Below are 22,446 nucleotides of genomic sequence, written 5' to 3' on the forward strand. Positions count from 1 at the left end.
CGGACATCAAGGCCGTGGAGCGGCAGCGGCAGTCCAATCGGGCGGCGCACTGTTTGCGCCCCTTGCCATGAACGCCATTGCCGAACCGATCGCCCCCACCCTGTCCGCCGCCCACGAGCTGCGCGACCGACTGTCCCGCAGCGGGTTGCAGGCGCTGCGGCTGGGCGGGCGCACGCTGCTGCCCATCGTGCAGGGCGGCATGGGCGTGGGCGTGTCGGCGCACCGGCTGGCCGGCAGCGTGGCGGCGCTGGGCGGCGTGGGCACGCTGTCGTCGGTGGACCTGCGCCGCCACCACCCCGATCTGATGGAGCGCACACGCGGCTGCCACGGCGGCACGCACGGCGACGCCGACAAGGCCGCCATCGACGCCGCCAACCTGGAGGCCCTGGACCGCGAGATCGCGGCCGCGCGCACGCTGGCGCAGGGCCGCGGCCTGCTGGCGGTGAACGTGATGCGGGCGGTGAGCGCCTACGCGGCCTCGGTGACGCGTGCGCTGCAGGCGGGCATCGACGCCGTGGTCGTGGGCGCCGGGCTGCCGCTGGACCTGCCCGACCTGGCGCGCGACTTCCCGAAGGCCCTGCTGGTGCCCATCCTGTCGGATGCGCGCGGCGTGCAGCTGGTGGTGAAGAAGTGGGAACGCAAGCAGCGCCTGCCGGATGCCATCGTCATCGAGCACCCGCGCTACGCCGGCGGCCACCTGGGCGCGGCCAAGGTCGCCGACCTGCACGACCCGCGCTTCGACTTCGAGAACGTGATCCCGCAGACGCTGGCCTTCCTGCGTGCCGCGGGCGTCGAACGCGAGGTGCCGCTGATCGCCGCAGGCGGCATCCGCAGCTGCGAGGACATCGCCCGCGTGCAGGCGCTGGGCGCAGCGGCGGTGCAGCTGGGCACGCCCTTCGTCGCCACCGACGAGTGCGATGCCGATCTCGCCTTCAAGCGCGTGCTGGCCGAGGCGCGCGACGAGGACATCGTCGAGTTCACCAGCGTCGCCGGCCTGCCCGCGCGCGCGGTGCGCACGCCGTGGCTGGCCAACTACCTGAAGGCCGAGCCGCGGCTGCAGGCCACGGTGCACAGGAAGCCGCGCTGCACGCTGGCCTTCGACTGCCTGGCGCAGTGCGGCCTGCGCGACGGCCTGCCGGGCTGGGGCCAGTTCTGCATCGACACCCAGCTCGCCGCCGGCCTGCGCGGCGACGTGAAGAAGGGGCTGTTCTTCCGCGGCGCCGGTGCGCTGCCGTTCGGCCACGCCATCGTGCCGCTGCGCCAGCTGATGCAGCGGCTGCTGACGCCGGCGGCGCTGCCGGCCGCCTGAAACCCCGGCGGGCCCGCAGCCCACCGGCCTGCCGCACGGAACGACCGCGCAGGCCTGCCGCACAATGCCCGGCAGCAGCGCCACTGCAGGGAGAACCGCGCCATGTCGTCCGGAAAGATGCTCGTCGCCCAGGGAGGCGGCCCCACCGCCGTGATCAACCAGAGCCTCGTCGGCGTGGTGCTGGAAGCGCGACGCTTCCGCGAGGTGAATCGCGTCTACGGCGCCCGCCACGGCGTGCGCGGCATCGTCGACGAGGACTTCATCGACCTGACGCAGGAAACCAGCCACAACCTGGAGCTGGTGGCGAACACGCCGTCGTCGGCGCTGGGCAGCACGCGCGACAAGCCCGACCTGGCCTACTGCCAGAAGATCTTCCGCGTGCTGCAGGCGCACGCCATCGAGCACTTCTTCTACATCGGCGGCAACGACTCGTCGGACACCGTGCGCATCGTCGCCGAAGAAGCACGGCTGGCGGGCTACCCGCTGCGCGCCATCCACATCCCGAAGACCATCGACAACGACCTGGTCGGCAGCGACCACACGCCGGGTTTCCCGAGCGCCGCGCGCTTCGTGGCCCAGGCCTTTGCCGGCGCCAACCTCGACAACGCCGCGCTGCCCGGCGTGTACGTGGGCGTGGTGATGGGCCGCCACGCCGGCTTCCTGACCGCCGCCAGCGCCCTGGGCAAGAAGTTCCCCGACGACGGCCCGCACCTGATCTACCTGCCCGAGCGCGTGTTCGAGATCGACAGGTTCCTGGCCGACGTGCAGGCGGTCTACAGCCGCCACGGCCGCTGCGTGGTGGCGGTCAGCGAGGGCATCCACGACGCCGCCGGCGTGCCGATGCTGGCGCGGCTGGCCAAGGACCTGGAGCGCGATGCGCACGGCAACGTGCAGCTCTCGGGCAGTGGCGCGCTGGCCGACCTGCTGTGCGAGGAGATCAAGGACAAGCTGAAGATCAAGCGCGTGCGGGGCGACACCTTCGGCTACCTGCAGCGCAGCTTCATCGGCTGCACGAGCGACGTCGACCAGCGCGAGGCGCGCGAGGTCGGCGAGAAGGCGGTGCAGTTCGCGCTCTGGGGCGACCGCAACGGCTCGGTGGCGATCAAGCGCACCGGCTTCTACTCGGTCGACTATGAACTGCTGCCGCTGGAGGCCGTGGCCGGCAAGACCCGCACGATGGACGACGCCTTCATCGCCGACAGCGGCACCGACGTCACCGACGCCTTCCGCCTGTACCTGCGGCCGCTGCTGGGCTCGGGCATGCCCGATGCGTTCCGGCTGCGCTGCGCGCGCGTGCCGCGGGTGCTGCAGCCATGACGCTGGCCACGCCGATGCCGGGCGAACGGCTGCTGTTCGCGCCCGGGGTGGTGGGCCACGTGCTGGGCAGCGGCCCGCCGCTGCTGCTGGTGCACAGCGTCAACGCCGCCGCCTCGATGGCCGAGGTGCGGCCGCTGTGCATGCACTGGGCGGCCACGCGCACGGTGTTCGCGATCGACCTGCCGGGCTATGGCGAGTCCGACCGCAGCGAACGCCTGTACACGCCGCGGCTGATGACCGACGCGCTGCACGCGGCCAACGCGGTGATCCGCCAGCGCTCTGGCGTCGTTGCGGTGGATGCGCTGGCGGTGTCGCTGGGCTGCGAGTTCCTGGCCCGCGCCGCCGCCGAGCAGCCCGCGGCCTGGGGCCGGCTGGCGCTGGTCAGTCCCACCGGCTTCATGGGCCGCAAGGTCTGGCGCGCCGCGCCGGGCAGCACGCGTGCGATGCCCTGGCTGTACAACACGCTGGCGCGGCCGCTGTGGGCGCAGGCCCTGTTCAACGGCCTCACCCGACCCGGCGTGGTGCGCTACTTCCTGCAGCGCACCTGGGGCGGCAAGACCATCGACGAGACCATGTGGGCCGACGCCGTGGCCACGGCGCGCGCGCCCGGCGCGCGCCACGCGCCGCTGTGTTTCCTGGGCGGCCACCTCTTCAGCGCCGACATCCACACCGTCTACGAGGCGCTGCGGCAGCCGGTGTGGATGAGCCACGGCGTGCGCGGCGACTTCACCGACTACCGCGGCAAGGCCATCGTCGCAGGCCGTCCCAACTGGCGCTTCACGGTGTTCGACAGCGGCGCGCTGCCGTACTTCGAGCACCCGGCGCAGTTCAACGCCGAGTTCGGCGCTTTCCTGGCCGGGTAGCGCTTCAGTCGCCCAGCGCCGGCTGCGCCTTGCCGCCGCGCAGGCGGCCCAGGCCCGCGGCCAGCAGCCGCCACAGTGCGCGCAGGCCCACCAGCGCCAGCAGCGCCTCGCCGAAGGTCAGCACGAAGGCCAGCGCCGTGTTGCCGCGTGCGTCGCGGGCGCGGAACTTGGCCACCATGCGGTCGCGCGCGTTCTCGATGCTGTCGTAGAAGCTCGGGATCACCAGCAGCGTCAGCAGCGTGCTCGTGATGGTGCCGCCGATGATGGCCACCGCCATCGGCCGGTAGAACTCGCCGCCCTCGCCGACGCCGATGGCCACCGGCAGCATGCCGGCGATCAGCGCGAAGGTCGTCATCAGGATCGGCCGCAGCCGCTTCCTGCCGGCGGCCATCAGCGCTTCCTCGCGGTCCATGCCCTCGGCCTCGCGCACGCGTGCCGCATCCAGCAGCAGGATCGCGTTCTTCGCCACCAGCCCCATCAGCATGATGACGCCGATGAAGCTCATCAGGTTCAGCGTGCCGCCGGTGAGCAGCAGCGCGAGCACGACGCCGATCAGGCTCAGCGGCAGCGACAGCATCACCGCCAGCGGCGCCGTGAAGCTGCCGAACTGCATCACCAGGATCAGGTACATCAGCGCGATGCCGCTGACCAGCGCGATGCCCATCTCGCGGAACACCTCCTGCTGGTCGCGCGAGGCGCCGGCCAGTTCCAGCCCGAAGCCGGGCGGGAAGTCCATCGCCCTGGCGAGCTTCATCGCGTCGGCCGTGACCTCGCCCGGGCTGCGGCCCTGCGCGTTGGCGGCGACGCTGATCGTGCGCTTGCCGTCGCTGTGCTGGATCTGGCTCGGGCCCTTGCCCATCGTCACGGAAGCGATCTGCTCCAGCGGCACCATGCGGTTGCTGCCGCTCACCGCGATCGGCAGGCGCTCGATGTTGCCGGCGTCGACGCGGTCGTCGGGGTGCAGGCGCACCGAGACGTCGCGCGTCTCGCCGTTGGGGTCGACCCAGTCGCCGACCTCGACACCGGCAAACGCCACGCGCAGCGCCTGCGCGGCGTCGTTCACCGAGATGCCCAGCGTGTTGGCCAGGCCGCGGTCGAGCTCGATCTTCATCTCGTCCTGCGGGTCGCGCTCGGACAGGCCCACGTCCACCGCGCCCGGCACCTGGCGCAGCTGGTCCATGAAGCGGTTGGTGATCTCCAGCAGCTGGCGCGAGTCGGGGCCGCTGAAGCGGATCTGCACCGGCTTCTGCGCGCCGTTGTTCAGGTCGTCGAGCACCACGTACTCGGCGCCCACCAGGCGCGCGGTCAGCAGCCGCAGCGACTCGGCCACCTCGGTGGCCGAGCGGCGCCGCTGCGTGCTCTTGCCGATGTCGACGTAGACGCGGCCGCCGCCGGGGTTGACGTTGCTGTTGGTGGCCTTGGTCTCCGGCAGCGTGCGCGCCAGCGCGGCGGCGGCCTCGACCTTCAGCCGCGCGTACGCCAGGCTGCTGCTGGACGGCGTGCGCACCTCGATGGCCACGACGCCGGCGTCCGACGCGGGCAGGAAGCTGGAGCCGCCGAACTTGCCCTGCAGCACGATGGCGCCGACGAAGCTGGCCACCGCGAACACCGCCATCCAGCGCCGGTGGTGCAGCGCCCAGGCGATGACGCGGCCGTAGCGGTCGGCCTGGTGGTCGAACCAGGCGTTGAAGCGTTCCAGCAGGCGGCTCAGGCCCGTCTTCGGCGCCAGGTGGTGCCCCGGCGGGTCGCCCCAGTAGGCCGAGAGCATCGGGTCGAGCGTGAAGCTGATGAACAGGCTCACCAGCACCGAGGCCACGACGGTCAGCCCGAAGGGACGGAACCACTCGCCCGAGACGCCCGGCATGAAGGCCACCGGGATGAACACCGCCACGATGCTGAAGGTGGTGGCCGCCACCGCCAGGCCGATCTCGGCGGTGCCGTTCAGCGCCGCGGTGCGGCGGTCGGAGCCCATCTCCATGTGGCGCACGATGTTCTCGCGCACCACGATGGCGTCGTCGATCAGCACGCCGATGGCCAGGCTCAGGCCCAGCAGGCTCATGAAGTTCAGCGTGAAGCCGCACAGCCACACCGCGATGAAGGCCGCCACCACGCTGGTGGGCAGCGACAGCGCCGTGATCAGCGTCGAGCGCCACGAGTTCAGGAACACGTAGACGACCAGGATCGTGAGGCCGGCGCCGAACACCAGCGCGTGGATCACGTTGTCCAGGCTGTTCTGCGCGTTCTCGCCGCCGTCCTGCGTCACTTCCAGCTTCGTGCCGGCGGGCAGCGTCGGGCCCAGCGTCTTCACGAGGTCGCGGATCTCGTTGGCGACGCTGACGGTGCTGGCCTCGCGGGTGCGCGTGATGCTGATGCCCACGTTGGGGTTGCCGTTGCGCACCGAGAAGCCGGTGAGTTCGGCGAAGCCGTCCTGCACCGTGGCCACCTGCTCCAGCCGCACCAGCTCGTCGCCGCGGCGCTTGATGACGATCTGGCCGAACTCCGACGGCTGCTCGATGCGGCCCACGAGCCGGATGCTCTGGTCTTCCAGCGTGCCGCGCACCTTGCCCACCGGCGCGGTGGCGTTCTGCGCGCGCAGCGCCGCCACCACGTCGGTCACCGAGACCTCGTACTGGCGCAGCTTCTCCGAGCGCAGCAGCACCGACAGCTCGCGCTTGAGCGCGCCGTTGACGTTGACGACGGCCACGCCCGGGATGCCGCGGAACTTGTCGGCCAGCTGGTCTTCGGCCAGGCGCGAGATCGCGGCGTGGCTGAGCGTGGTCGACGACAGCGCCAGCTGCATGATGGGCTGCGCCGCCGGGTCGATGCGCTGCAGCACCGGCTCGCGGATCTCCACCGGCAGCTTGTAGCGCACCGAGGCGATGGCGTTGCGCACCTCGTCGGCGGCCTCGACCAGGTTCTTGTCGAAGTCGAAGATCAGCACCAGCTGCGCATTGCCTTCGCTGGCGGTCGCGCGTGTCTGGTCGACGCCGGCCAGTCCCTGCAGGGCCTTCTCGATGCGGTTGATGACCTCGCGCTCCACCGTGTCGGGGCTGGCGCCGGGGTACGGGATGTTGACGACGAGGATGGGCTGCTCGACGTCGGGGATCTGGTTGACGCGCAGCTTGCTCAGTGCGAGCAGGCCCAGCGCCATCAGGCCGATGATGATGACGATCATCGCCACCGGCCGCTTGATGCTGAATTCGGAGAGGAACATGCGGGCTCCCGTGCGGCGTCAGCGCGTCACTTCGCGGCCACGGCCGCGGCCGCAGCCGATGCCGGCGCGGCTGCGGGCTTGGCGAACTCGACACGCTGGCCGTGCACCAGCGTGCTGCCGGGGCGGCGCAGGATGCGGTCGCCGGCGCGCAGGCCCTGCAGCACCGGCAGCTCGCCGCTGCGCGGGTCGCGCTCGCCCACCTGGAGCACCACCTTGGCCAGCGTCTGGCCGTCGACGCGCCAGGCGTGCACGGCCTCGGGGCTGCGCTGCAGCGCCGACTCGGCCACCAGCAGCGCCTGCGCGCTGCCGGTCTCGATGCGGCCTTCGGCGAACAGGCCGGCGACGCGCGGCGCGTCAGCGGGCTTCGCGAAGTCGACCAGCACCGCCACCTGGCGCGTGGCGGCGTTGGCGGCGGCGTCGATGCGGCGCAGCGTGCCGGTGAATTCGGTCTGCGCGAAGCCGTTGACGCGGAAGGCCACCCGCTGCCCCGTCTTCAGCTCGTGCATGCGGTCGGCCGAGACCAGTGCCTCGAAGCGCATGCTGCGCGGGTCGATCACCTTCAGCAGCTCGCGGCCGACCTGCACGGTGTCGCCCACCGAGATGCGGCGATCGCTCACCACGCCGTCGAAGGGCGCGCGCACGCCGGTGCGCTGCAGCTGCTGGCGCGCCGAGACCACGCGCGAGCGCGCCGCCACCAGGTCGCTCTGCGCGTTGTTGCGGCGCACCTCGGCGTCTTCCAGCGCCTGGGTCGAGGTCATGCCCTGCGCCTGCAGCGTCTTCAACCGCTGCACCGTGCGTTCGGCCTGCTCGAAGGCCTGGCCCGAGGCGCGCACCGCTTCCTCGGCCGAGGCCAGGCTGTCGCGGATGGCGGTGTCGTCCAGCCGCACCAGCAGCTCGCCGGCACGCACGGCCTCGCCGTTGTCCTTCAGCACCTGCAGCACCACGGCCGCGACCTCGGCGCGCAGGTCGGCGCGGCGCTCGGGCTGCAGCGAGCCGCTGAGCACCGGGCCGCTGGCCAGCGTGCTGGGCTGCAGCGTCGTCAGATCTTCGGGCGAGAGCAGCAGCGTGGCGGACGCGCTGGCGGCTGCGGCCGGTGCAGCGGCCTGGGCCGTGCCGGTCTCGGAAGACTTGCCGCAGGCGGCCAGCAGGCCGGTCGCCAGGAGAACGCAGAGGGTGTGACGCATGGAAGTCGGCGCGCCGCGGCCGTTCGTGGCGGCCGCGTGCAGGTGGGGAAAGGCGCGAGCGTAGCGCTGCCGCGCCGCGCGCTGCATCCCTCATGCGACGAAACGGCCGCCGGCCTGCCGTGAACGGCGTGCCGGCGCGACGAACGGCCTGCCGGCGGCGACGACCTGCAGCCGGCGCGGCACCGCCGGCTACAGCGCCTTGCTCGCGAGCTTGAAGTCCGGGTCTTCCGGGAACGGAGCGATCGTGAAGCCCAGGCTCGTCATCAGCCGCAGCATGTTGCCGTTGTTCGCCAGGATCAGGCCGTCGATCTCGGACAACCCCTTGCTGCGCGCGATGTCGATGATGCTCAGCATCAGCCGCGAGCCCAGGCCCTGGCCCTTGAAGTCGTCGGCCACCGCGAGGCTGAACTCGCAGCTGGTCTGGTCGGGGTTGGTGATGTAGCGGCTGACGCCGATCAGCCGCTCGGTCTCGCTGAAGCTGCCGTCGTCCTGCGCGTGGCGTTCCTTCAGCACCGCCACCAGCGCCATCTCGCGGTCGTAGTCGATCAGCGTGTAGCGCGCCAGCATGCGCGCCGGCAGCTCGGGCATGGTGCTGGCGAAGCGGAAGTAGCGGCTTTCCTCGCTCATGCCGCGCACGAACGCCTGCAGCATGTCGGCGTCGTCGGGCTGGATCGGGCGGATCGTGTACAGGCCGCCGCCCTTCATCGGCCACTCGCGTTCCTGGCTCGTCGGGTAGGGCAGGATCGCCAGGTGGCTGTAGCTGCCCTGCGCCAGCGACGACGACGGCGCGTGGTCGACGACGATGCGCGCGTCCACCGCGACCGCGCCGTGCTCGTCGACGAGGATCGGGTTGATGTCCATCTCGCGCAGCTGCGGCAGCTCGCACACCATCTCGCTCACGCGCAGCAGCACCTGTTCCAGCGCCTCGGTGTTCGCCGCCGGCGCGCCGCGCCAGGGCCCCAGCAGCTCGGACACGCGCGAGCGCTCGATCAGCCGCTTGGCCAGGAACTGGTTCAGCGGCGGCAGCTCGATGGCGCGGTCGTTGATCAGCTCGACCATCGTGCCGCCGGCGCCGAAGGTGATGACGGGGCCGAACGGCTCGTCGGTGCTGAGGCCGACGTAGACCTCGCGCACCTTGCCGTGGCCGCGTTCACGGCCGGCCATCGGCTGCACCGTGATGCCGTTGATGCGCGCCTGCGGCAGCGCGCGCCGCACCGCTTCCATCATGTCGTTGTAGCGGTCGCGTACCTGCGCGGCGCTGTGCACGTCGAGCACCACGCCCTGCACGTCGCTCTTGTGGCTGATGTCGGGCGAGTCGATCTTCAGCGCCACCGGGTAGCCCAGCTGGCTGGCGATCAGCATCGCCTCGTTGGTGCTGCGCGCCAGCATCGTGCGCGTGACCGGGATGTGGAAGGCCGCCAGCAGCGCCTTGCTCTCCATCTCGGTCAGCACCTTGCGGCGCTCGGCCAGCACGCCTTCGATCAGCAGCCGGGCGCCTTCGGTGTCGGGCTCGGCCAGGTCCGACAGCGGCGGCGGCGTCTGCTGCAGCAGCTGCTGGTTGCGGTAGAAGCTGGCGATGCTGTGGAAGGCATCCACCGCCGCCTCGGGCGTGCGGAAGCTGGGGATGCTGTGCGCGCCCAGCAGTTCGCGGCCGCTGCGCACGCTGGCGTCGCCCATCCAGCAGGCCAGCACCGGCTTGCCGGCGGGCGAGAACGCGCTGCCCACCGCGGCGGCGATGGCGTCGGCGTCGGTGCCGGCCTTGGGCGAGTGGATCAGCAGCACACCGTCGGCGCCGCGGTCGGCCAGCGCCGCCTCCAGCGCGCTGCGGTACGCGGCATCGGATGCGTCCTCGCCCAGGTCGACCACGCCCGAGACCTCGAGCCCGATCTCGTCGGCCCAGTCGGCTGCCAGCACGCCGGGGCCGCCGCCGTTGGTGACGATGGCCAGCCGCCGCCCCACCGGCCGGAAGCGCGAGGCCAGGCACTTGGCGGCCGAGAACAGCTGCGTGAAGGCGCGCACGCGCACCACGCCGGCGCGGCGCAGCGCGGCATCGAAGACGTCGTCGGTGCCGACGATGGACGCCGAGTGCGTGAGCGCCGCCTTGCTGCCGGCGGGCTTGCGCCCGGCCTTCATCACCACCACCGGCTTGGCGTACGCCGCCGCACGCAGCGCGCTCATGAAGCGCCGCGCGTGGCGGATGCCTTCCATGTAGACCAGGATGCTCTGCGTCTGCGCGTCGTTGGCGAGGAAGTCCAGCGCCTGCGGCAGGTCGACCGCGGTGTTGGGCCCGAGGGAGACGACGGTCGAGAAGCCGACGCCGTTGTTGCCGGCCCAGTCGAGGATGGACGCGGTGAGCGCGCCCGACTGCGACACCAGGCCCAGCGGCCCGCTGGCCGCCAGCGGGCCCAGCGCGCTGGCGTTGAGCTTCAGGGCCGGGCGCTGGAAGCCCAGGCTGTTCGGGCCCAGCAGGTGCACGCCGTAGCGGCGCGCGGTCTGGTGCAGCTCGGCGCACAGCGCCAGCGGCAGGCCGCTGGACAGGATCAGCGCGGCCCGGCAGCGCACGCGGCCGACGATCTCGAGCGCCGCCGCCACGTCCTGCTCGGGCAGCGCGATCAGCGCCAGGTCGGCACGCGACTGCGCCAGTTCGGCCAGCGTGCCCGTCATCGCGATGTCGAGCCAGGTCACGACGCCGGCGTAGCCACCGTCCCGCAGCGCGCTGCGCAGCGTGTGCGCCAGCGGCGACGGCGCCTCGGCGTTGTCGGGGTCGCCGGCGAAGACGACGATGGAGCGGGGTTCGAAGAGGGCGCTGAGGATGTGGCGGTCCACGGTGGCGGCGGTGTCGGCTGGGATGCGGCAAGCATAGGCCTGCGGCGCGGCCGCGGCATGACCCAATGCGGACCAACGCGGCATTTCACCGCGCGCGCCCGAACCCGACACAATGGCGGCATGACGCTCGCCTGGACCAACCCCTACCGCACCGTCCGCAGCCCGCTGATGGCCCGCAACGTCGTCGCCACCTCGCAGCCGCTGGGCGCGCAGGCCGGCCTGCGCATGCTGCTGCAAGGCGGCAACGCGGTCGACGCGGCGATCGCCGCAGCCGCCGCGATGACCATCGTCGAGCCCTGCTCGAACGGCCTGGGCAGCGACAACTTCGCGCTCGTCTGGGCCGACGGCAAGCTGCACGGGCTGAACAGCTCGGGCGTGGCGCCCGCGGCCTGGAACCCGGCCTACTTCCGCCGCAAGCACGGCGACAAGATGCCGCTGCGCGGCTGGGACACCGTGACCACGCCGGGCGCTGTGGCGGGCTGGGTGGCGCTGTCCGAGCGCTTCGGCAAGCTGCCGTTCGCCGACCTGCTGCAGCCGGCCATCGAACTGGCCGAGCGCGGCTACGGCGTGGGCGTCATCACCGCCGACAAGTGGGCCAAGGCGGTGCCGGCGCTGGAGCAGCAGCCCGGCTGGGCCGCGGCCTTCATGCCGCGCGGCCGCGCGCCGACGCCCGGCGAGCGCTTCGTCTTCGCCGAGGCCGGTGCCACGCTGCGGCAGATCGCCGCCACCAAGGGCGAGGCCTTCTACCGCGGCGCCGTCGCCGAGCGGCTGGTGGCGCACGCCGCGGCGCACGGCGGCGCGCTGACGATGGCCGACCTCGACGCCTACCGCCCGCTGTGGGTGGAGCCGATCGCCAAGGACTTCGCCGGCCACACGGTGCACGAGATCCCGCCGAACGGGCAGGGCATCGCGGCGCTGATGGCGCTGGGCATGCTGGAGCACTGCGACCTGGGCGCGCACGGCGTCGACAGCGTCGCGGGCCAGCACCTGCAGATCGAGGCGATGAAGCTCGCCTTCGCCGACACCTACCGCTGGGTCGCCGACGAACGCCACATGACGCAGGTGCGCACCGCCGACCTGCTGGACGACGCCTACCTGAAGGAACGCGCGAAGCTGATCGACCCGAAGCGTGCGCAGGACTTCCGCCACGGCACGCCGCCGTCGGGCGGCACCATCTACCTCAGCGCCGCCGACGAGAGCGGCATGATGGTCAGCCTGATCCAGAGCAACTACATGGGCTTCGGCAGCGGCGTCGTCGTTCCCGGCACCGGCGTCAGCCTGCAGAACCGCGGCCACGGCTTCACGCTCGACGAGCGCCACCCCAACGTGGTGGCCGGCGGCAAGCGGCCGTTCCACACCATCATCCCGGCCTTCCTGACCAAGGACGGCCAGCCGCTGATGAGCTTCGGCGTGATGGGCGGCAACATGCAGCCGCAGGGCCACGTGCAGACCCTGGTGCGCATGCTGGTGCACGGCCAGCAGCCGCAGGCCGCCTGCGACGCGCCGCGCTGGAAGGTCAGCACCGGGCTGGCGATGGACGTCGAGCACACGATGGACCCGGCGCTGGTGCAGGGCCTGCGCGACCTGGGCCACCAGATGGTGCCGGTGCCCGATGCCTACATGGACTACGGCTCGGGCCAGTTCATCTGGCGCCTGGGCGATGCCGACGATGGCTACGTGGCCGCCAGCGACAGCCGCCGCGACGGGCAGGCGGTGGGCTTCTAGCCCGCCCGCCTAGCGCGCCAGCAAGGCGCGCCAGCCCGCCACGCCCAGCTGGCGCAGCGTGGCGATGTTGCGTTCGTAGATGTCCGCGGCGTCGGGGAAGGCCGCCACCGCACGGTCGATGCTGTCTTCGCGCAGCAGGTGCAGCGTGGGGTGGGGCGCGCGGTTGCTCAGGTTCTCGGCGTCGTCGGGCGCGGTGCCCTCGAACTGGTAGTCGGGGTGGAAGCTGGCCACTTGCAGCACGCCGTCCAGGCCCAGTTCCTCGATCGCGGCGTCGGCGACGTCGAGGAAGTCGTTGTAGTCGAGGAAGTCGTTCAGCGCCTGCGGGTGCACCAGCAGCGTGGTGTCGACCTGCTCGGGGTCGGCCGCGGCCAGGAACTGCAGCTCGCGCACCAGGTCGGCCAGCAGGGCCTCGGCGTCGCGGGCCGTGCTGTGCACCCAGCGGATCTGCTGCTTCAGGTGCACCGCCTTCGCGAACGGGCACAGGTTGAGGCCGATGACGGCCTGCTCCAGCCAGTGGCGGGTGGCGTCCAGGGCATCGCTGGTGTCTGTGGTGTTCGTGGCACGCATGCAGGGGGACCCAAAGCCGACCATTGTGCTGTGTGCCAATTCCGACCGGCCGCGCGATGAAACACGCGCTTACATTCCGCGCACACAACAAGCAGGACGTCCGATGGAATTCAAGCAGATCGCCCGCCGCATCGCACTGGCCGCCGCGCTGGCCTGTGGGGCCGCCGCTCCGGCGCTGGCCGTGCCGTTGACGATGGAGTACGCGAAGACCGCCATCGGCGGCGGCCTGTTCCAGTACGACTTCACGCTGACGCTGGACAACCACGACGGCAGCTGGGTCGCGGGCCAGGAATGGGACTGGATCGTCTTCGGCGACCAGCTCGGCTGGACCTGGAACACGCTGTCGTTCGACGCACCGATCAGCGGCATCACCATGTCCTACGGCGGGCACGCCGGCCCGGTGCTGGCGCTGGCCACCAGCAGCGTCGTGCTGCCCGGCTGGAACCCGTCGGCGGTGGGTGATGCGCTCAGCTGGTCGGGCACCTCGACGATGAACGTCGCCGACGGCGCGCTGAAGTGGTCGAGCGTGATCACCAGCGCCGGCGCCGTGCGGGCCAACTTCGAGACCGCGTGGCGCGAAGGCACGGCGCCGGCCACGGGCACCGTGCCCGAGCCGTCGGCGCTGGCGCTCGTGGCGCTGGCGCTGGGCGGCCTGGCGCTGAGCCGCCGTCGCCGCCAGCCGCAGGCCTGAACACGGCCCGGGTGGGGCACGGGTGGGACCTCAGGGCCGCACGCCCGGCGTCTCCAGCGCCATGCCGGCGGCGCGCTGCATCAGGTACAGCTCCAGCGCCGTGTACTCCGGCGCGCCGTAGGTCCAGGGCTCGGCGCGCACGCCGCTCATGCAGTTGCGCAGCCGGCGCTGCAGCGAGCCCACGCCCTGCCATTCCAGCCGGTAGATCGGGTAGCCGGTGGGGTGGGCCTGCGGGATCAGGCTGCCCGCCAGGCGTCCGCCGGCGTGCTGGTCGTGGCACTGCGCGCACGAGAAGTCAAGCTGCCCCAGGCGCTGCATGTAGAGCTGCCGCCCGCGTTCAAGCAGCGGCGCCAGCCGCGCGTCGGCCGGCGGTGCGATCGGCATGCCGCGCGAGGCGTTCGCGACGAACATCTCCAGCGCCAGCAGGCCGTCGCTCTCCAGGGCCAGCGCGGGCTGCCCGGCGTGGCGCACGCGGCAGGCGTTGATGCGGCCGGCGAGCGTCAGCGCGCCCTGGCTGGCCGGGTCGAAGGCCGGGTAGCGCGGCGCCACGCCGCGCATCGATGCGGCGGTGTGGCAGCGGGTGCAGTCGGCCTGGAAGCGCTGTTCGCCGTCTTTCAGCCACAGCGCCGCCGGGTTCAGCGTGTCGTCGCGCTGCAGCGCCTGGGTCGCGGGCGACATGAAGTCGAAACCCGAGCGGCGGCTGTCCGGTGAGGGCTGCACCGGCTGCGCCTGCAGCGTGCCGGCCACCAGCAGGGCCAGCGGCGTGGCCCATGCCAGCCAGCGCGTCATGCGACGCTGAGCGCCACGCTCTCGGTCTGTGCGAAGCCGTTGTCGCCGGTCCAGGTGATGCTGAGCGTGCCGCTGGCCGTGGCCACGGTGTGGAACGACAGCAGCGGGTTGGCGGCGATCGCCGGGTGCAGGTCGGCCGCGAACACCAGCGCGCCGTCGTAGCGGCACTCGACGCGGCGGATGATGTTGCGCGGCAGCACCTGGCCGTCGCTGCCGGGCCGGTGGCCGGTTTCCATCGCGTGGGCGATGACGGCGCGGATCTCGATGACCTCGCCACGGCGGGCCGTCTTGGGCGCGAAGATCAGGGCCTTCGTCATGTCATCCACCTTCGATGCAGGCGGCCAGCGTGACGACCACGTCGACGCTGTGCTGCCAGTGGCTGCCGTCGGACAGCTGCGCCACCGCCGTGAGCCGCTGCGAGGTGGCCAGCCGCATGCGTGTCTGCACCGCCGCGCGGCCGCTGCGCGGGCCGAGGTGGAACACCGCGACCTCGGTGTTCGGGTTCAGTTCACTGAACACGGCGATGCGCTGCACGTGGTCGGCCGCGGTCATCGGGCTGTCCACGCGCACCGCCACCGGCACGGTGTTGCCGTTGTCCACGAGCGTGGCGATGTCCAGCGTGACGCGGCCGTCGCGCAGCGGCGCGCCGCCGGTGAAGGCGGCGATCGCCGCGCGCATGCGCTCGGGCGTGGCGTGCGCCGCGTCGGGGCGCGCCAGCAGCGCGGTGCCGGCGGCGAGCACGAGATGGCGGCGGGTGAGGGTGGCCATGTCAACGGCTCATTGCAGGGTCTGCAGGAAGGCCACCACGTCCTCGACCTGCTGCGCGTCGAGCACGGGCTTGCCCGCGTAGGCCGGTGCCTCGCGCGTGCGGCCCGTGGTGGCGTGGAAGGCGGGCATGAAGCTGTCGGGGTTCAGCCGCCGCGGGTCGGCGATGCGCAGCCGCAGCTGCGCCGCGTTCCAGCGGCTGCCGGCCCCGGCCAGGCTGGGCGCCAGGTTGCCCTGGAAGCGTTCTTCGGGGAACGGGCCGCTGTGGCACAGCAGGCACAGGCCCTGCTGCCGGCTGGCGACGATGGCCCGCCCGCGCACGGCGTCGCCCGGCGTGGTGGTCAGCGGCGCGGGGATGCCGTCGCCCACCACCACCAGGCTCAGCAGCATCGCGGCCAGACCCATCGCCGTGCATCCGGCCTCAGGCCCGCTTCAGGCTCTGGTTCTTCAGCGGCAGCGTGCGCACGCGCACGCCGGTGGCCGCGAAGATGGCGTTCAGCACCGCCGGCGCCGCCACCGCGATGGTGGGCTCGCCGACGCCGCCCCAGAAGCCGCCCGAGGGCATCACGATGGTCTCGACCTTGGGCATCTCGGCGATGCGCAGCGACGGGTAGGTGTCGAAGTTGGCCTGCACGATGCGGCCGTCCTTCACCGTGCACTCGCCGTACAGCGCCGCGGCCAGGCCGTAGACGAAGCTGCCTTCGACCTGGGCCTCGATCTGCTGCGGGTTCACCGCGTGGCCGGGGTCGGTGGCAGCGACGATGCGGTGGATCTTCAGCGCGCCGTCGGCACTCACCGACACCTCGGCGCAGGCGGCCACGTAGCTGCCGAAGCCGTGCGTCTGCGCCAGGCCGCGGTAGACCTTCTGGCCACCCACGTCGGGTGCGGGCGTGCCCCAGCCGGCGCGCTCGGCGGCGGCGTTCAGCACCGCCAGGTGCTTGGGGTGGCCGGCCATCAGCTTGCGCCGCAGCGCCAGCGGGTCCTGCCCGGTGGCATGCGCCACCTCGTCGAGGAAGCACTCCAGGTAGATCGTGTTCTGGTTCAGGTTCACGCCGCGCCAGAAGCCCGGCGGCACGTGCGGGTTGCGCATCGCGTGGTCGACCAGCAGGTGCGGGAAGCTGTAGCCGATCATGGCTTCGCCGCCGCCGTTGTTCAGACCCTGGAACTGCACCGGGTCACGGCCGTCGCGCACGTTCTGCGGGAACACGCCGGCCAGGATCGACTGGCCCGAGATGCGCATGTGCAGCGCCGTGATGTTGCCCGCCGCATCCAGCCCGGCCTGCAGCTTGCACTGCGTGATCGGGTGGTAGCGGCCCTGGGTCATGTCCTCTTCGCGCGACCAGATCAGCTTCACCGGTGTGCCCGGCAGCTCCTTGGCGATCAGCACCGCCTGGCGCACCCAGTCGTGGATCGCGCCGCGGCGGCCGAAGCCACCGCCGAGGTGGATCTTGTAGACCTCGCACTGCGCCGGCTTCATGCCCGCGGCTTCGGCCGCGGCGGCGAGTGCCGCCTCGCCGTTCTGCGTCGGCGTCCACACCTCGCAGCGCTCGGGCGTCCACTTCGCCGTGGCGTTCATGGTCTCCATCGTCGCGTGGTTCTGGTGCGGGTAGGCGTACACCGCCTCGATGCGCTTGGCCGCCCCGGCCAGCGCCGTCTTCACGTCGCCGTTGCTGTTGCCCACCGCGGCCTGCGGCGCGTCGAGGCCAGCCTTCAGCGTGGCGTCGATGTCGGCCTGCTGCACCGTGGCGTTGGCGCCATAGTCCCAGTCGGGCTGCAGCGCGTCGACGGCCTTCTTGGCGCGCCACCAGGTGTCGGCGACCACGGCCACCGCGTTGTCGCCCACGCGCACGACCTTCTTCACGCCGGGCATCTTCTCGACCGCAGCGGTGTCCACGCCGCGCAACTTGCCGCCGAAGACCGGGCAGGCGCGGATGGCCGCGTTCAGCATGCCCGGCAGCTGCAGGTCGGTGCCGTAGATCTGGCGCCCGTTGGTCTTGTCGACCGTGTCCAGGCGCGCCAGGCGCTGGCCGGCCAGCTTCCAGTCCTTCGGGTCCTTCAGCGGCACGTCGCTGGGCGGCGTCAGCTTCGCGGCCGCGGCCGCGACCTTGCCGTACGACACGCTGCGGCGGCTGGCCGCGTGCGTGATCACGCCCTTGGCCACCGTGCACTCGGCCGCCGGCACCTTCCAGCCGTCGGCCGCGGCCTGCACGAGCATCATGCGCGCGGCAGCGCCACCCTTGCGCACGTACTCCTGCGACTCGCGGATGCCACGGCTGCCACCGGTGCTGAAGTTGCCCCAGGCGCGGTTGCGCGCCAGGTTCTGCCCCGGCGTGGGGTACTCGGTGGTGACACGCGCCCAGTCGCATTCCAGCTCTTCGGCCACCAGCTGCGCCAGGCCGGTCAGCGTGCCCTGGCCCATCTCGGAGCGCGCGATGCGGATGACCACCGTCTCGTCGGGCTGCACCACGACCCAGGCGTTGATCTCGGGTGCGGTCTTCGCCGCCCCCTGCGCCGCGGCGTCGGGGATGTGGAAGGCCACCACCAGCGAACCGGCAGCCGCCGCGCTGCCCAGGAACTCCCGGCGGGAGACGACGGCGCTCATGTCGTGCTCCGGTGCACGTGCACGATGTCCAGCGACGCCACGCGGGTGTCGCCGGCCGCCTGCTTGATGGCGGCGCGCACGCGGTTGAAGGTGCCGCAGCGGCAGATGTTGGTGATGCTGGCGTCGATGTCGGCGTCGGTGGGCCGGGGCTTGTCCTTCAGCAGCGCCGCGGCGGCCATGATCATGCCGCTCTGGCAGTAGCCGCACTGCGGCACGTCGAGCTGCACCCAGGCCTTCTGCAGCGGGTGCGAACCGTCGCGCGACAGGCCTTCGATGGTGGTGATCTTCTGCGACGGCTGCACCGCCGCCAGCGGCAGCGCGCAGCTGCGCACGGGCGCGCCGTCGATGTGCACGGTGCAGGCGCCGCACTGCGCCACGCCGCAGCCGTACTTGGTGCCCGTCAGTCCGACCTGTTCCCGCAGCACCCACAACAACGGGGTGTCGGGTTCGGCGCTGACGTCGTGCACGCGCCCGTTGACGTTGATCTTCGCCACCTGCGGTCTCCTGGCTGGTCGTTGGAGCGGCGATGATGCGGCGGGATCCCGACCCTTCGCCAGGGTGGGAATTGCCCAATCCGGGCCAATGTGCCGGGCTGGCGCGGACAGCGCCAAGCTACATCTGGACACGTGTAGACACCTGCCCGCCATGGTCGCAGGCGACGCCGGGCGTTCAATCCTGGCAGCACGGGCGCATCGCACGCCCGGCGCGCCAACCCAACCATCTTGCAGGGAGCCCACCATGCCGCAGACCTCCGCCGTCCCCCCGATGCACCAGCGCCTGGCCGTGCCCGCGGCGCTGTGCGCCGCCGTCCTGCTGACCGCCTGCGGCGGCGGCGACGACGAGAACCGCGGCCTCACGCAGCAGGCGGCCCAGGGTTACGCGGCCGACGCCACCACGATGACGGTGCTGGCCGCCAGCAGCATGGACGGCGCGGCCAGCGTGCTCGAGACCGCGCTGGCCACCACCCCCAGCGCCGCCGACGGCAGCCGCATGCGCCCGGCCGACCTGACCCTGCCCGGCGGCAGCGCCGCCTGCGCCGCCGGCGGCACGGTGGAGTGGGGCATCACCGGCGGCAACGCCGACACCTACTTCAACGGCCGGCTCGATGCCGGCGAGACCTACTTCATCACCTACGACGGCTGCGCCACCGGCGAAGCCGGCCAGGTGCTCGACGGCGGCCTGACGCTGGTGGTCACGGCCGCCAGCAGCAGCGCCACCGACCTGACCCTGACCGCCGCGGCGCTCACCACCACCACGCCGCAGGGCACGCACGTGCTCGACGGCAGCAAGCGCCGCCAGCGCACGGTGGTCGACCTCGGCGGCGGCGCGCGCCAGGTCACGGCGCGGCTGACCGCCAGCGGCGTCGCGATGGCCACCAGCATCAACGGCCGCCAGGCCAGCTACACGCTGCGCGCGCTGGACTGGACCGTGGTGCGCAACTTCGACACCGCCGGCGCGCTGGTCCTGCGCACGCACCAGGGCACGCTGGACCTGGTGGCCAGCACGCCGCGTCGGCCAGCGGCGACGCTGCAGATCGCGACCCAGGGCACGCTGACGCTGGGCGACGACGGCCTCGCCGCGGCCGGCGGCTTCACCGTCATCACCAGCGACCACCGCATCGTCTGCAACTACGGCAGCGGCAGCGTCACGCTGCAGCTGGACCTGGGCAACAACGGCAGCTTCGACCTCAGCTGGACGCTGCAGCGGCCGTTCTACAACAGCGAGGCCGGCTGACCCGGGGCTGCTGCGGCGCCGCAGCGGCTCAGCCGCGCAACTGCTGCAGCAGTTCGGCCAACAGCGCCGTGCCCTGCTCGATCAGCGGCCCGCGCGGGCGCTGCGCCGAAGTGGCGATGGCCAGCTGCGCCGCCAGCGGCCGGTCGCGCGCCAGCACGATGGGCTGGGCCACGAAGGCCAGCTCGCGCCCGCGCAGTGCGTTCAGGCCCAGCACCGCGTGCAGCGGGTTGCGCTCCACCAGGTCGAGGATCGCGGGCACGCTCTCGATCTCCAGGCCGATGCGCGGCTTCAGCCCGGCGCCAGCCAGCGTGGTCTCGGTGAGCATGCGGATCGAGTGCGGCCGGCTCGGCATCACCAGGTCCTGCTCGGCCAGCCGCGCCAGCCCGACCGGCTTGCCCAGCAGCGTGGTCGCGCTGCGCCGCGCCGACACCAGGAACAGCGGTTCGTCCAGCACCGGCACCAGGTCGACCGCCGCCGCCGGCGCGGCGTTGTAGACCACGGCGCAGTCGATGCGGCCCAGCACCAGCCATTCGAGCACGTAGGTCGTCAGGCCTTCCACCATCGTCAGCGTGGCCTTCGGGAAACGCGCGCGGAAGGCCGCCACCAGCGGCCCGGTGAGCGTGCGGCTCACGCTCGGCGGCAGTCCGATCGCGAGCCGGCCCGAGGCCGCGCCGCGCTGGTCTTCCAGGTCCAGCCGCGCGCGTTCCACCTGCTGCAGGATGCCGCGCCCGTGCGCCAGCAGCCGCTTGCCGGCCTCGGTGAGCGTGACGCCGCGGCCGTTGCGGTCGAACAGCGGCTGGCGCAATTCCACTTCCAGGCTGCGCACCTGCCGGCTCAGCGCCGGCTGCGCCACGCGCAGCACCGTGGCCGCGCGCGTGAAGCTGCCCAGCTCGGCCACGTGCACGAAGTATTCGAGTTGCTTCAGGTCCACGGCGGCCATGCTAAACCGGCCTAGCAGCTAGTGCAGGAATCGCGTTGATGAATACGTGGCCTTGTTCAAGAATGCCGCTGCCCACCGCCTGTGCCCAGCCGCACCGCCACCATGTCCGCACCGATCACCTGCCTCTCGTCGATGGCCACCCGCCTGGTGCTGGCCGAACTGGCCGCGGCCTGGGCGCAGCGCTCGGCGCGGCCGCTGGTGGTCACGTCGGTCGGCGGCGTCGATGCGGCCAAGCGCGTGCAGGCCGGCGAGCGTTTCGACCTGGTGATGCTGGCGTCCGATGCGATCGACCGGCTGCTCGCCAGCGGCCACCTGCAGGCGCCGCGCGTGGACCTGGTGCGCTCGCCGGTGGCCGTGGCCGTGCGCGCGGGCGCCGCGCAGCCCGACATCGGCAGCGCCGACGCCGTGCGTGCGGCGGTGCTGGCGGCGCCCAGCATCGGCTTTTCCACCGGACCCAGCGGCACCTTCCTGATGCAGCTGTTCGCCGGCTGGGGCATCGCCGAGCAGGTGGCCGACCGCATCGTGCAGGCGCCGCCCGGCGTGCCGGTGGCCCAGCTGGTGGCCCGGGGCGAGGTGGCGCTGGGCTTCCAGCAGCTGAGCGAGCTGCTGAACGTGGACGGTGTGCAGGTGCTGGGCACGCTGCCGGCCGACGCCGCGTTCATCACCACCTTCTCCGCCGCGCGCTGCGCCGGGGCCCCCACCGACAACGAATCCGACGCCGACGTGCAGGCGCTGCTGCGCTTTCTGGCCAGCCCCGATGCCGCCGAGGCCAAGCGCCGGCAAGGCATGGAGCCGGCCTGAACCCGGCCCTCCGACAACACCCGAGGAGACACCCCCATGATCATCGACGTGCACGGCCACTACACCACCGCCCCGAAGGCGCTGGAGGCCTGGCGGATGCAGCAGATCGCCGGCATCCAGGACGCCACGAAGACACCGCGCGTGGCCGACCTGAAGATCAGCGACGACGAGCTGCGCGAGAGCATCGAGCTGAACCAGCTGGCCAAGATGCGCGAGCGCGGCAGCGACCTCACGGTGTTCAGCCCGCGTGCCAGCTTCATGGCCCACCACATCGGCGACTTCCAGGTCAGCAGCACCTGGGCCGCGATCTGCAACGAGCTCTGCTACCGCGTCAGCCAGCTCTTCCCCGACCACTTCATCCCGGCGGCGATGCTGCCGCAGAGCCCGGGCGTGGACCCGGCCACCTGCATCCCCGAGCTGGTCAAGTGCGTCGAGCAGTACGGCAACGTCGGCATCAACCTGAACCCCGACCCGTCGGGCGGCCACTGGACCAGCCCGCCGCTGTCCGACCGCCACTGGTACCCCATCTACGAGAAGATGGTGGAGTACGACATCCCGGCGATGATCCACGTCAGCACCAGCTGCAACGCGTGTTTCCACACCACCGGCGCGCACTACCTGAACGCCGACACCACGGCCTTCATGCAGTGCCTCACGTCGGACCTGTTCAAGGACTTCCCGACGCTGAAGTTCCTGATCCCGCATGGCGGCGGCGCCGTGCCCTACCACTGGGGCCGCTTCCGCGGCCTGGCGCAGGAACTGAAGAAGCCGCTGCTGGGCGAGCACCTGCTGAAGAACATCTACTTCGACACCTGCGTGTACCACCAGCCCGGCATCGACCTGCTGACCAAGGTGATCCCGGTGGAGAACGTGCTGTTCGCCAGCGAGATGATCGGCGCGGTGCGCGGCATCGACCCCGAGACCGGGCACTACTACGACGACACCAAGCGCTACATCGAGGCCGCGGCGCTGACGCCCGAGCAGCGCCACGCCATCTACGAAGGCAACGCGCGCCGCGTGTTCCCGCGGCTGGACGCCGCACTGAAGAAGAAGGGGAAGTGAGTGCCCCCGAGCTCACTTCGTTCGCTACCCCCCGAGGGGGCCATCGTGCCTCCCGGG

Annotated in this window: 19 protein-coding genes; 8 read left to right on the top strand and 11 right to left on the bottom strand. The window is 72.0% G+C overall.

Annotated elements, in window-relative coordinates:
• Positions 1 to 67: 67 nt before the first annotated feature.
• From ACPOLB_RS18460 to ACPOLB_RS18470, 3 genes are all read left to right on the top strand, one after another.
• Entirely contained in the window at positions 68 to 1,309 is a 1,242-nt protein-coding gene (locus ACPOLB_RS18460; RefSeq protein WP_425257483.1) for an NAD(P)H-dependent flavin oxidoreductase, read from the top strand.
• A 102-nt stretch (positions 1,310 to 1,411) separates the two neighbouring features.
• A complete protein-coding gene (locus ACPOLB_RS18465) occupies positions 1,412 to 2,626 on the top strand; it encodes a 6-phosphofructokinase (protein ID WP_425257484.1) in 1,215 nt (404 codons plus the stop codon).
• Positions 2,623 to 3,489: an alpha/beta fold hydrolase gene (locus ACPOLB_RS18470; protein ID WP_425257485.1), complete on the top strand. Its 867-nt coding sequence runs from the start codon at positions 2,623 to 2,625 to the stop codon at positions 3,487 to 3,489. The genes ACPOLB_RS18465 and ACPOLB_RS18470 overlap by 4 nt, the downstream gene beginning before the upstream one ends.
• 4 nt (positions 3,490 to 3,493) lie before the next feature.
• On the opposite strand, the gene ACPOLB_RS18475 is transcribed toward ACPOLB_RS18470, so the two are convergent.
• The 3 genes from ACPOLB_RS18475 to ACPOLB_RS18485 all read right to left on the bottom strand — a co-directional run bounded on the left by ACPOLB_RS18475 (position 3,494) and on the right by ACPOLB_RS18485 (position 10,713).
• The gene (locus ACPOLB_RS18475; RefSeq protein ID WP_425257486.1) at positions 3,494 to 6,703 is read right to left on the bottom strand and encodes an efflux RND transporter permease subunit; all 3,210 of its coding nucleotides are present in this window, start codon (positions 6,701 to 6,703) and stop codon (positions 3,494 to 3,496) included.
• 26 nt (positions 6,704 to 6,729) lie between these two features.
• The gene (locus ACPOLB_RS18480) at positions 6,730 to 7,887 is read right to left on the bottom strand and encodes an efflux RND transporter periplasmic adaptor subunit (RefSeq protein WP_425257487.1); all 1,158 of its coding nucleotides are present in this window, start codon (positions 7,885 to 7,887) and stop codon (positions 6,730 to 6,732) included.
• Positions 7,888 to 8,076: 189 nt separating this feature from the next.
• Entirely contained in the window at positions 8,077 to 10,713 is a 2,637-nt protein-coding gene (locus ACPOLB_RS18485; protein ID WP_425257488.1) for a GNAT family N-acetyltransferase, read from the bottom strand.
• 120 nt (positions 10,714 to 10,833) lie between these two features.
• Here ACPOLB_RS18485 and ACPOLB_RS18490 point away from each other — a divergent pair, with 120 nt between their 5' ends.
• Positions 10,834 to 12,438 carry a gamma-glutamyltransferase family protein gene (locus tag ACPOLB_RS18490; RefSeq protein ID WP_425257489.1) on the top strand — a complete coding sequence of 535 codons (1,605 nt, stop codon included), beginning with the start codon at positions 10,834 to 10,836 and terminating at the stop codon, positions 12,436 to 12,438.
• Between the two features lie 9 nt (positions 12,439 to 12,447).
• Here ACPOLB_RS18490 and ACPOLB_RS18495 read toward each other — a convergent pair whose 3' ends face one another.
• On the bottom strand, positions 12,448 to 13,005 hold the full coding sequence (locus ACPOLB_RS18495) for a DUF1415 domain-containing protein (protein WP_425257490.1): 558 nt from the start codon (positions 13,003 to 13,005) through the stop codon (positions 12,448 to 12,450).
• Positions 13,006 to 13,108: 103 nt separating this feature from the next.
• On the opposite strand from ACPOLB_RS18495, the gene ACPOLB_RS18500 reads away from it, so the two are divergent.
• Complete coding sequence (locus ACPOLB_RS18500) at positions 13,109 to 13,696, top strand: PEP-CTERM sorting domain-containing protein (RefSeq protein ID WP_425257491.1); 588 nt, start codon at positions 13,109 to 13,111, stop codon at positions 13,694 to 13,696.
• Positions 13,697 to 13,726: 30 nt separating this feature from the next.
• Here the strand turns inward: ACPOLB_RS18500 and soxA are convergent, their stop codons facing one another.
• Genes soxA through ACPOLB_RS18530 form a run of 6 tightly spaced genes read right to left on the bottom strand, consistent with a single transcriptional unit; the run spans position 13,727 to position 18,346 of the window.
• Entirely contained in the window at positions 13,727 to 14,485 is a 759-nt protein-coding gene (soxA, locus tag ACPOLB_RS18505; protein WP_425257492.1) for a sulfur oxidation c-type cytochrome SoxA, read from the bottom strand.
• The gene (gene soxZ, locus ACPOLB_RS18510) at positions 14,482 to 14,802 is read right to left on the bottom strand and encodes a thiosulfate oxidation carrier complex protein SoxZ (protein WP_425257493.1); all 321 of its coding nucleotides are present in this window, start codon (positions 14,800 to 14,802) and stop codon (positions 14,482 to 14,484) included. The genes soxA and soxZ overlap by 4 nt, the downstream gene beginning before the upstream one ends.
• A 1-nt stretch (position 14,803) precedes the next feature.
• Positions 14,804 to 15,253 carry a SoxY-related AACIE arm protein gene (locus ACPOLB_RS18515; RefSeq protein ID WP_425257494.1) on the bottom strand — a complete coding sequence of 150 codons (450 nt, stop codon included), beginning with the start codon at positions 15,251 to 15,253 and terminating at the stop codon, positions 14,804 to 14,806.
• 9 nt (positions 15,254 to 15,262) lie between these two features.
• On the bottom strand, positions 15,263 to 15,655 hold the full coding sequence (soxX, locus tag ACPOLB_RS18520) for a sulfur oxidation c-type cytochrome SoxX (RefSeq protein WP_425257496.1): 393 nt from the start codon (positions 15,653 to 15,655) through the stop codon (positions 15,263 to 15,265).
• Positions 15,656 to 15,671: 16 nt separating this feature from the next.
• Positions 15,672 to 17,852, bottom strand: coding sequence for a molybdopterin cofactor-binding domain-containing protein (locus ACPOLB_RS18525; protein WP_425257497.1), 2,181 nt, complete (start codon positions 17,850 to 17,852; stop codon positions 15,672 to 15,674).
• Positions 17,849 to 18,346, bottom strand: coding sequence for a (2Fe-2S)-binding protein (locus tag ACPOLB_RS18530; RefSeq protein WP_425257498.1), 498 nt, complete (start codon positions 18,344 to 18,346; stop codon positions 17,849 to 17,851). Before ACPOLB_RS18530 ends, ACPOLB_RS18525 begins: the two co-directional genes overlap by 4 nt.
• Positions 18,347 to 18,590: 244 nt before the next feature.
• On the opposite strand from ACPOLB_RS18530, the gene ACPOLB_RS18535 reads away from it, so the two are divergent.
• Entirely contained in the window at positions 18,591 to 19,586 is a 996-nt protein-coding gene (locus tag ACPOLB_RS18535; protein WP_425257499.1) for a hypothetical protein, read from the top strand.
• A gap of 28 nt (positions 19,587 to 19,614) precedes the next feature.
• On the opposite strand, the gene ACPOLB_RS18540 is transcribed toward ACPOLB_RS18535, so the two are convergent.
• Positions 19,615 to 20,526 (bottom strand): LysR substrate-binding domain-containing protein, encoded by a 912-nt coding sequence (locus ACPOLB_RS18540; RefSeq protein WP_425257500.1) that lies wholly within the window; start codon positions 20,524 to 20,526, stop codon positions 19,615 to 19,617.
• Positions 20,527 to 20,628: 102 nt separating this feature from the next.
• Between ACPOLB_RS18540 and ACPOLB_RS18545 the strand changes: the two genes are divergently transcribed.
• Positions 20,629 to 21,327 carry a substrate-binding domain-containing protein gene (locus ACPOLB_RS18545; RefSeq protein WP_425257501.1) on the top strand — a complete coding sequence of 233 codons (699 nt, stop codon included), beginning with the start codon at positions 20,629 to 20,631 and terminating at the stop codon, positions 21,325 to 21,327.
• A gap of 36 nt (positions 21,328 to 21,363) precedes the next feature.
• Positions 21,364 to 22,389: an amidohydrolase family protein gene (locus ACPOLB_RS18550; protein ID WP_425257502.1), complete on the top strand. Its 1,026-nt coding sequence runs from the start codon at positions 21,364 to 21,366 to the stop codon at positions 22,387 to 22,389.
• The last annotated feature ends 57 nt before the right edge of the window (positions 22,390 to 22,446 follow it).

Origin of the sequence: Rubrivivax soli, assembly GCF_049810355.1 — a bacterium.
Classification (GTDB): Bacteria; Pseudomonadota; Gammaproteobacteria; order Burkholderiales; family Burkholderiaceae_C; genus Rubrivivax.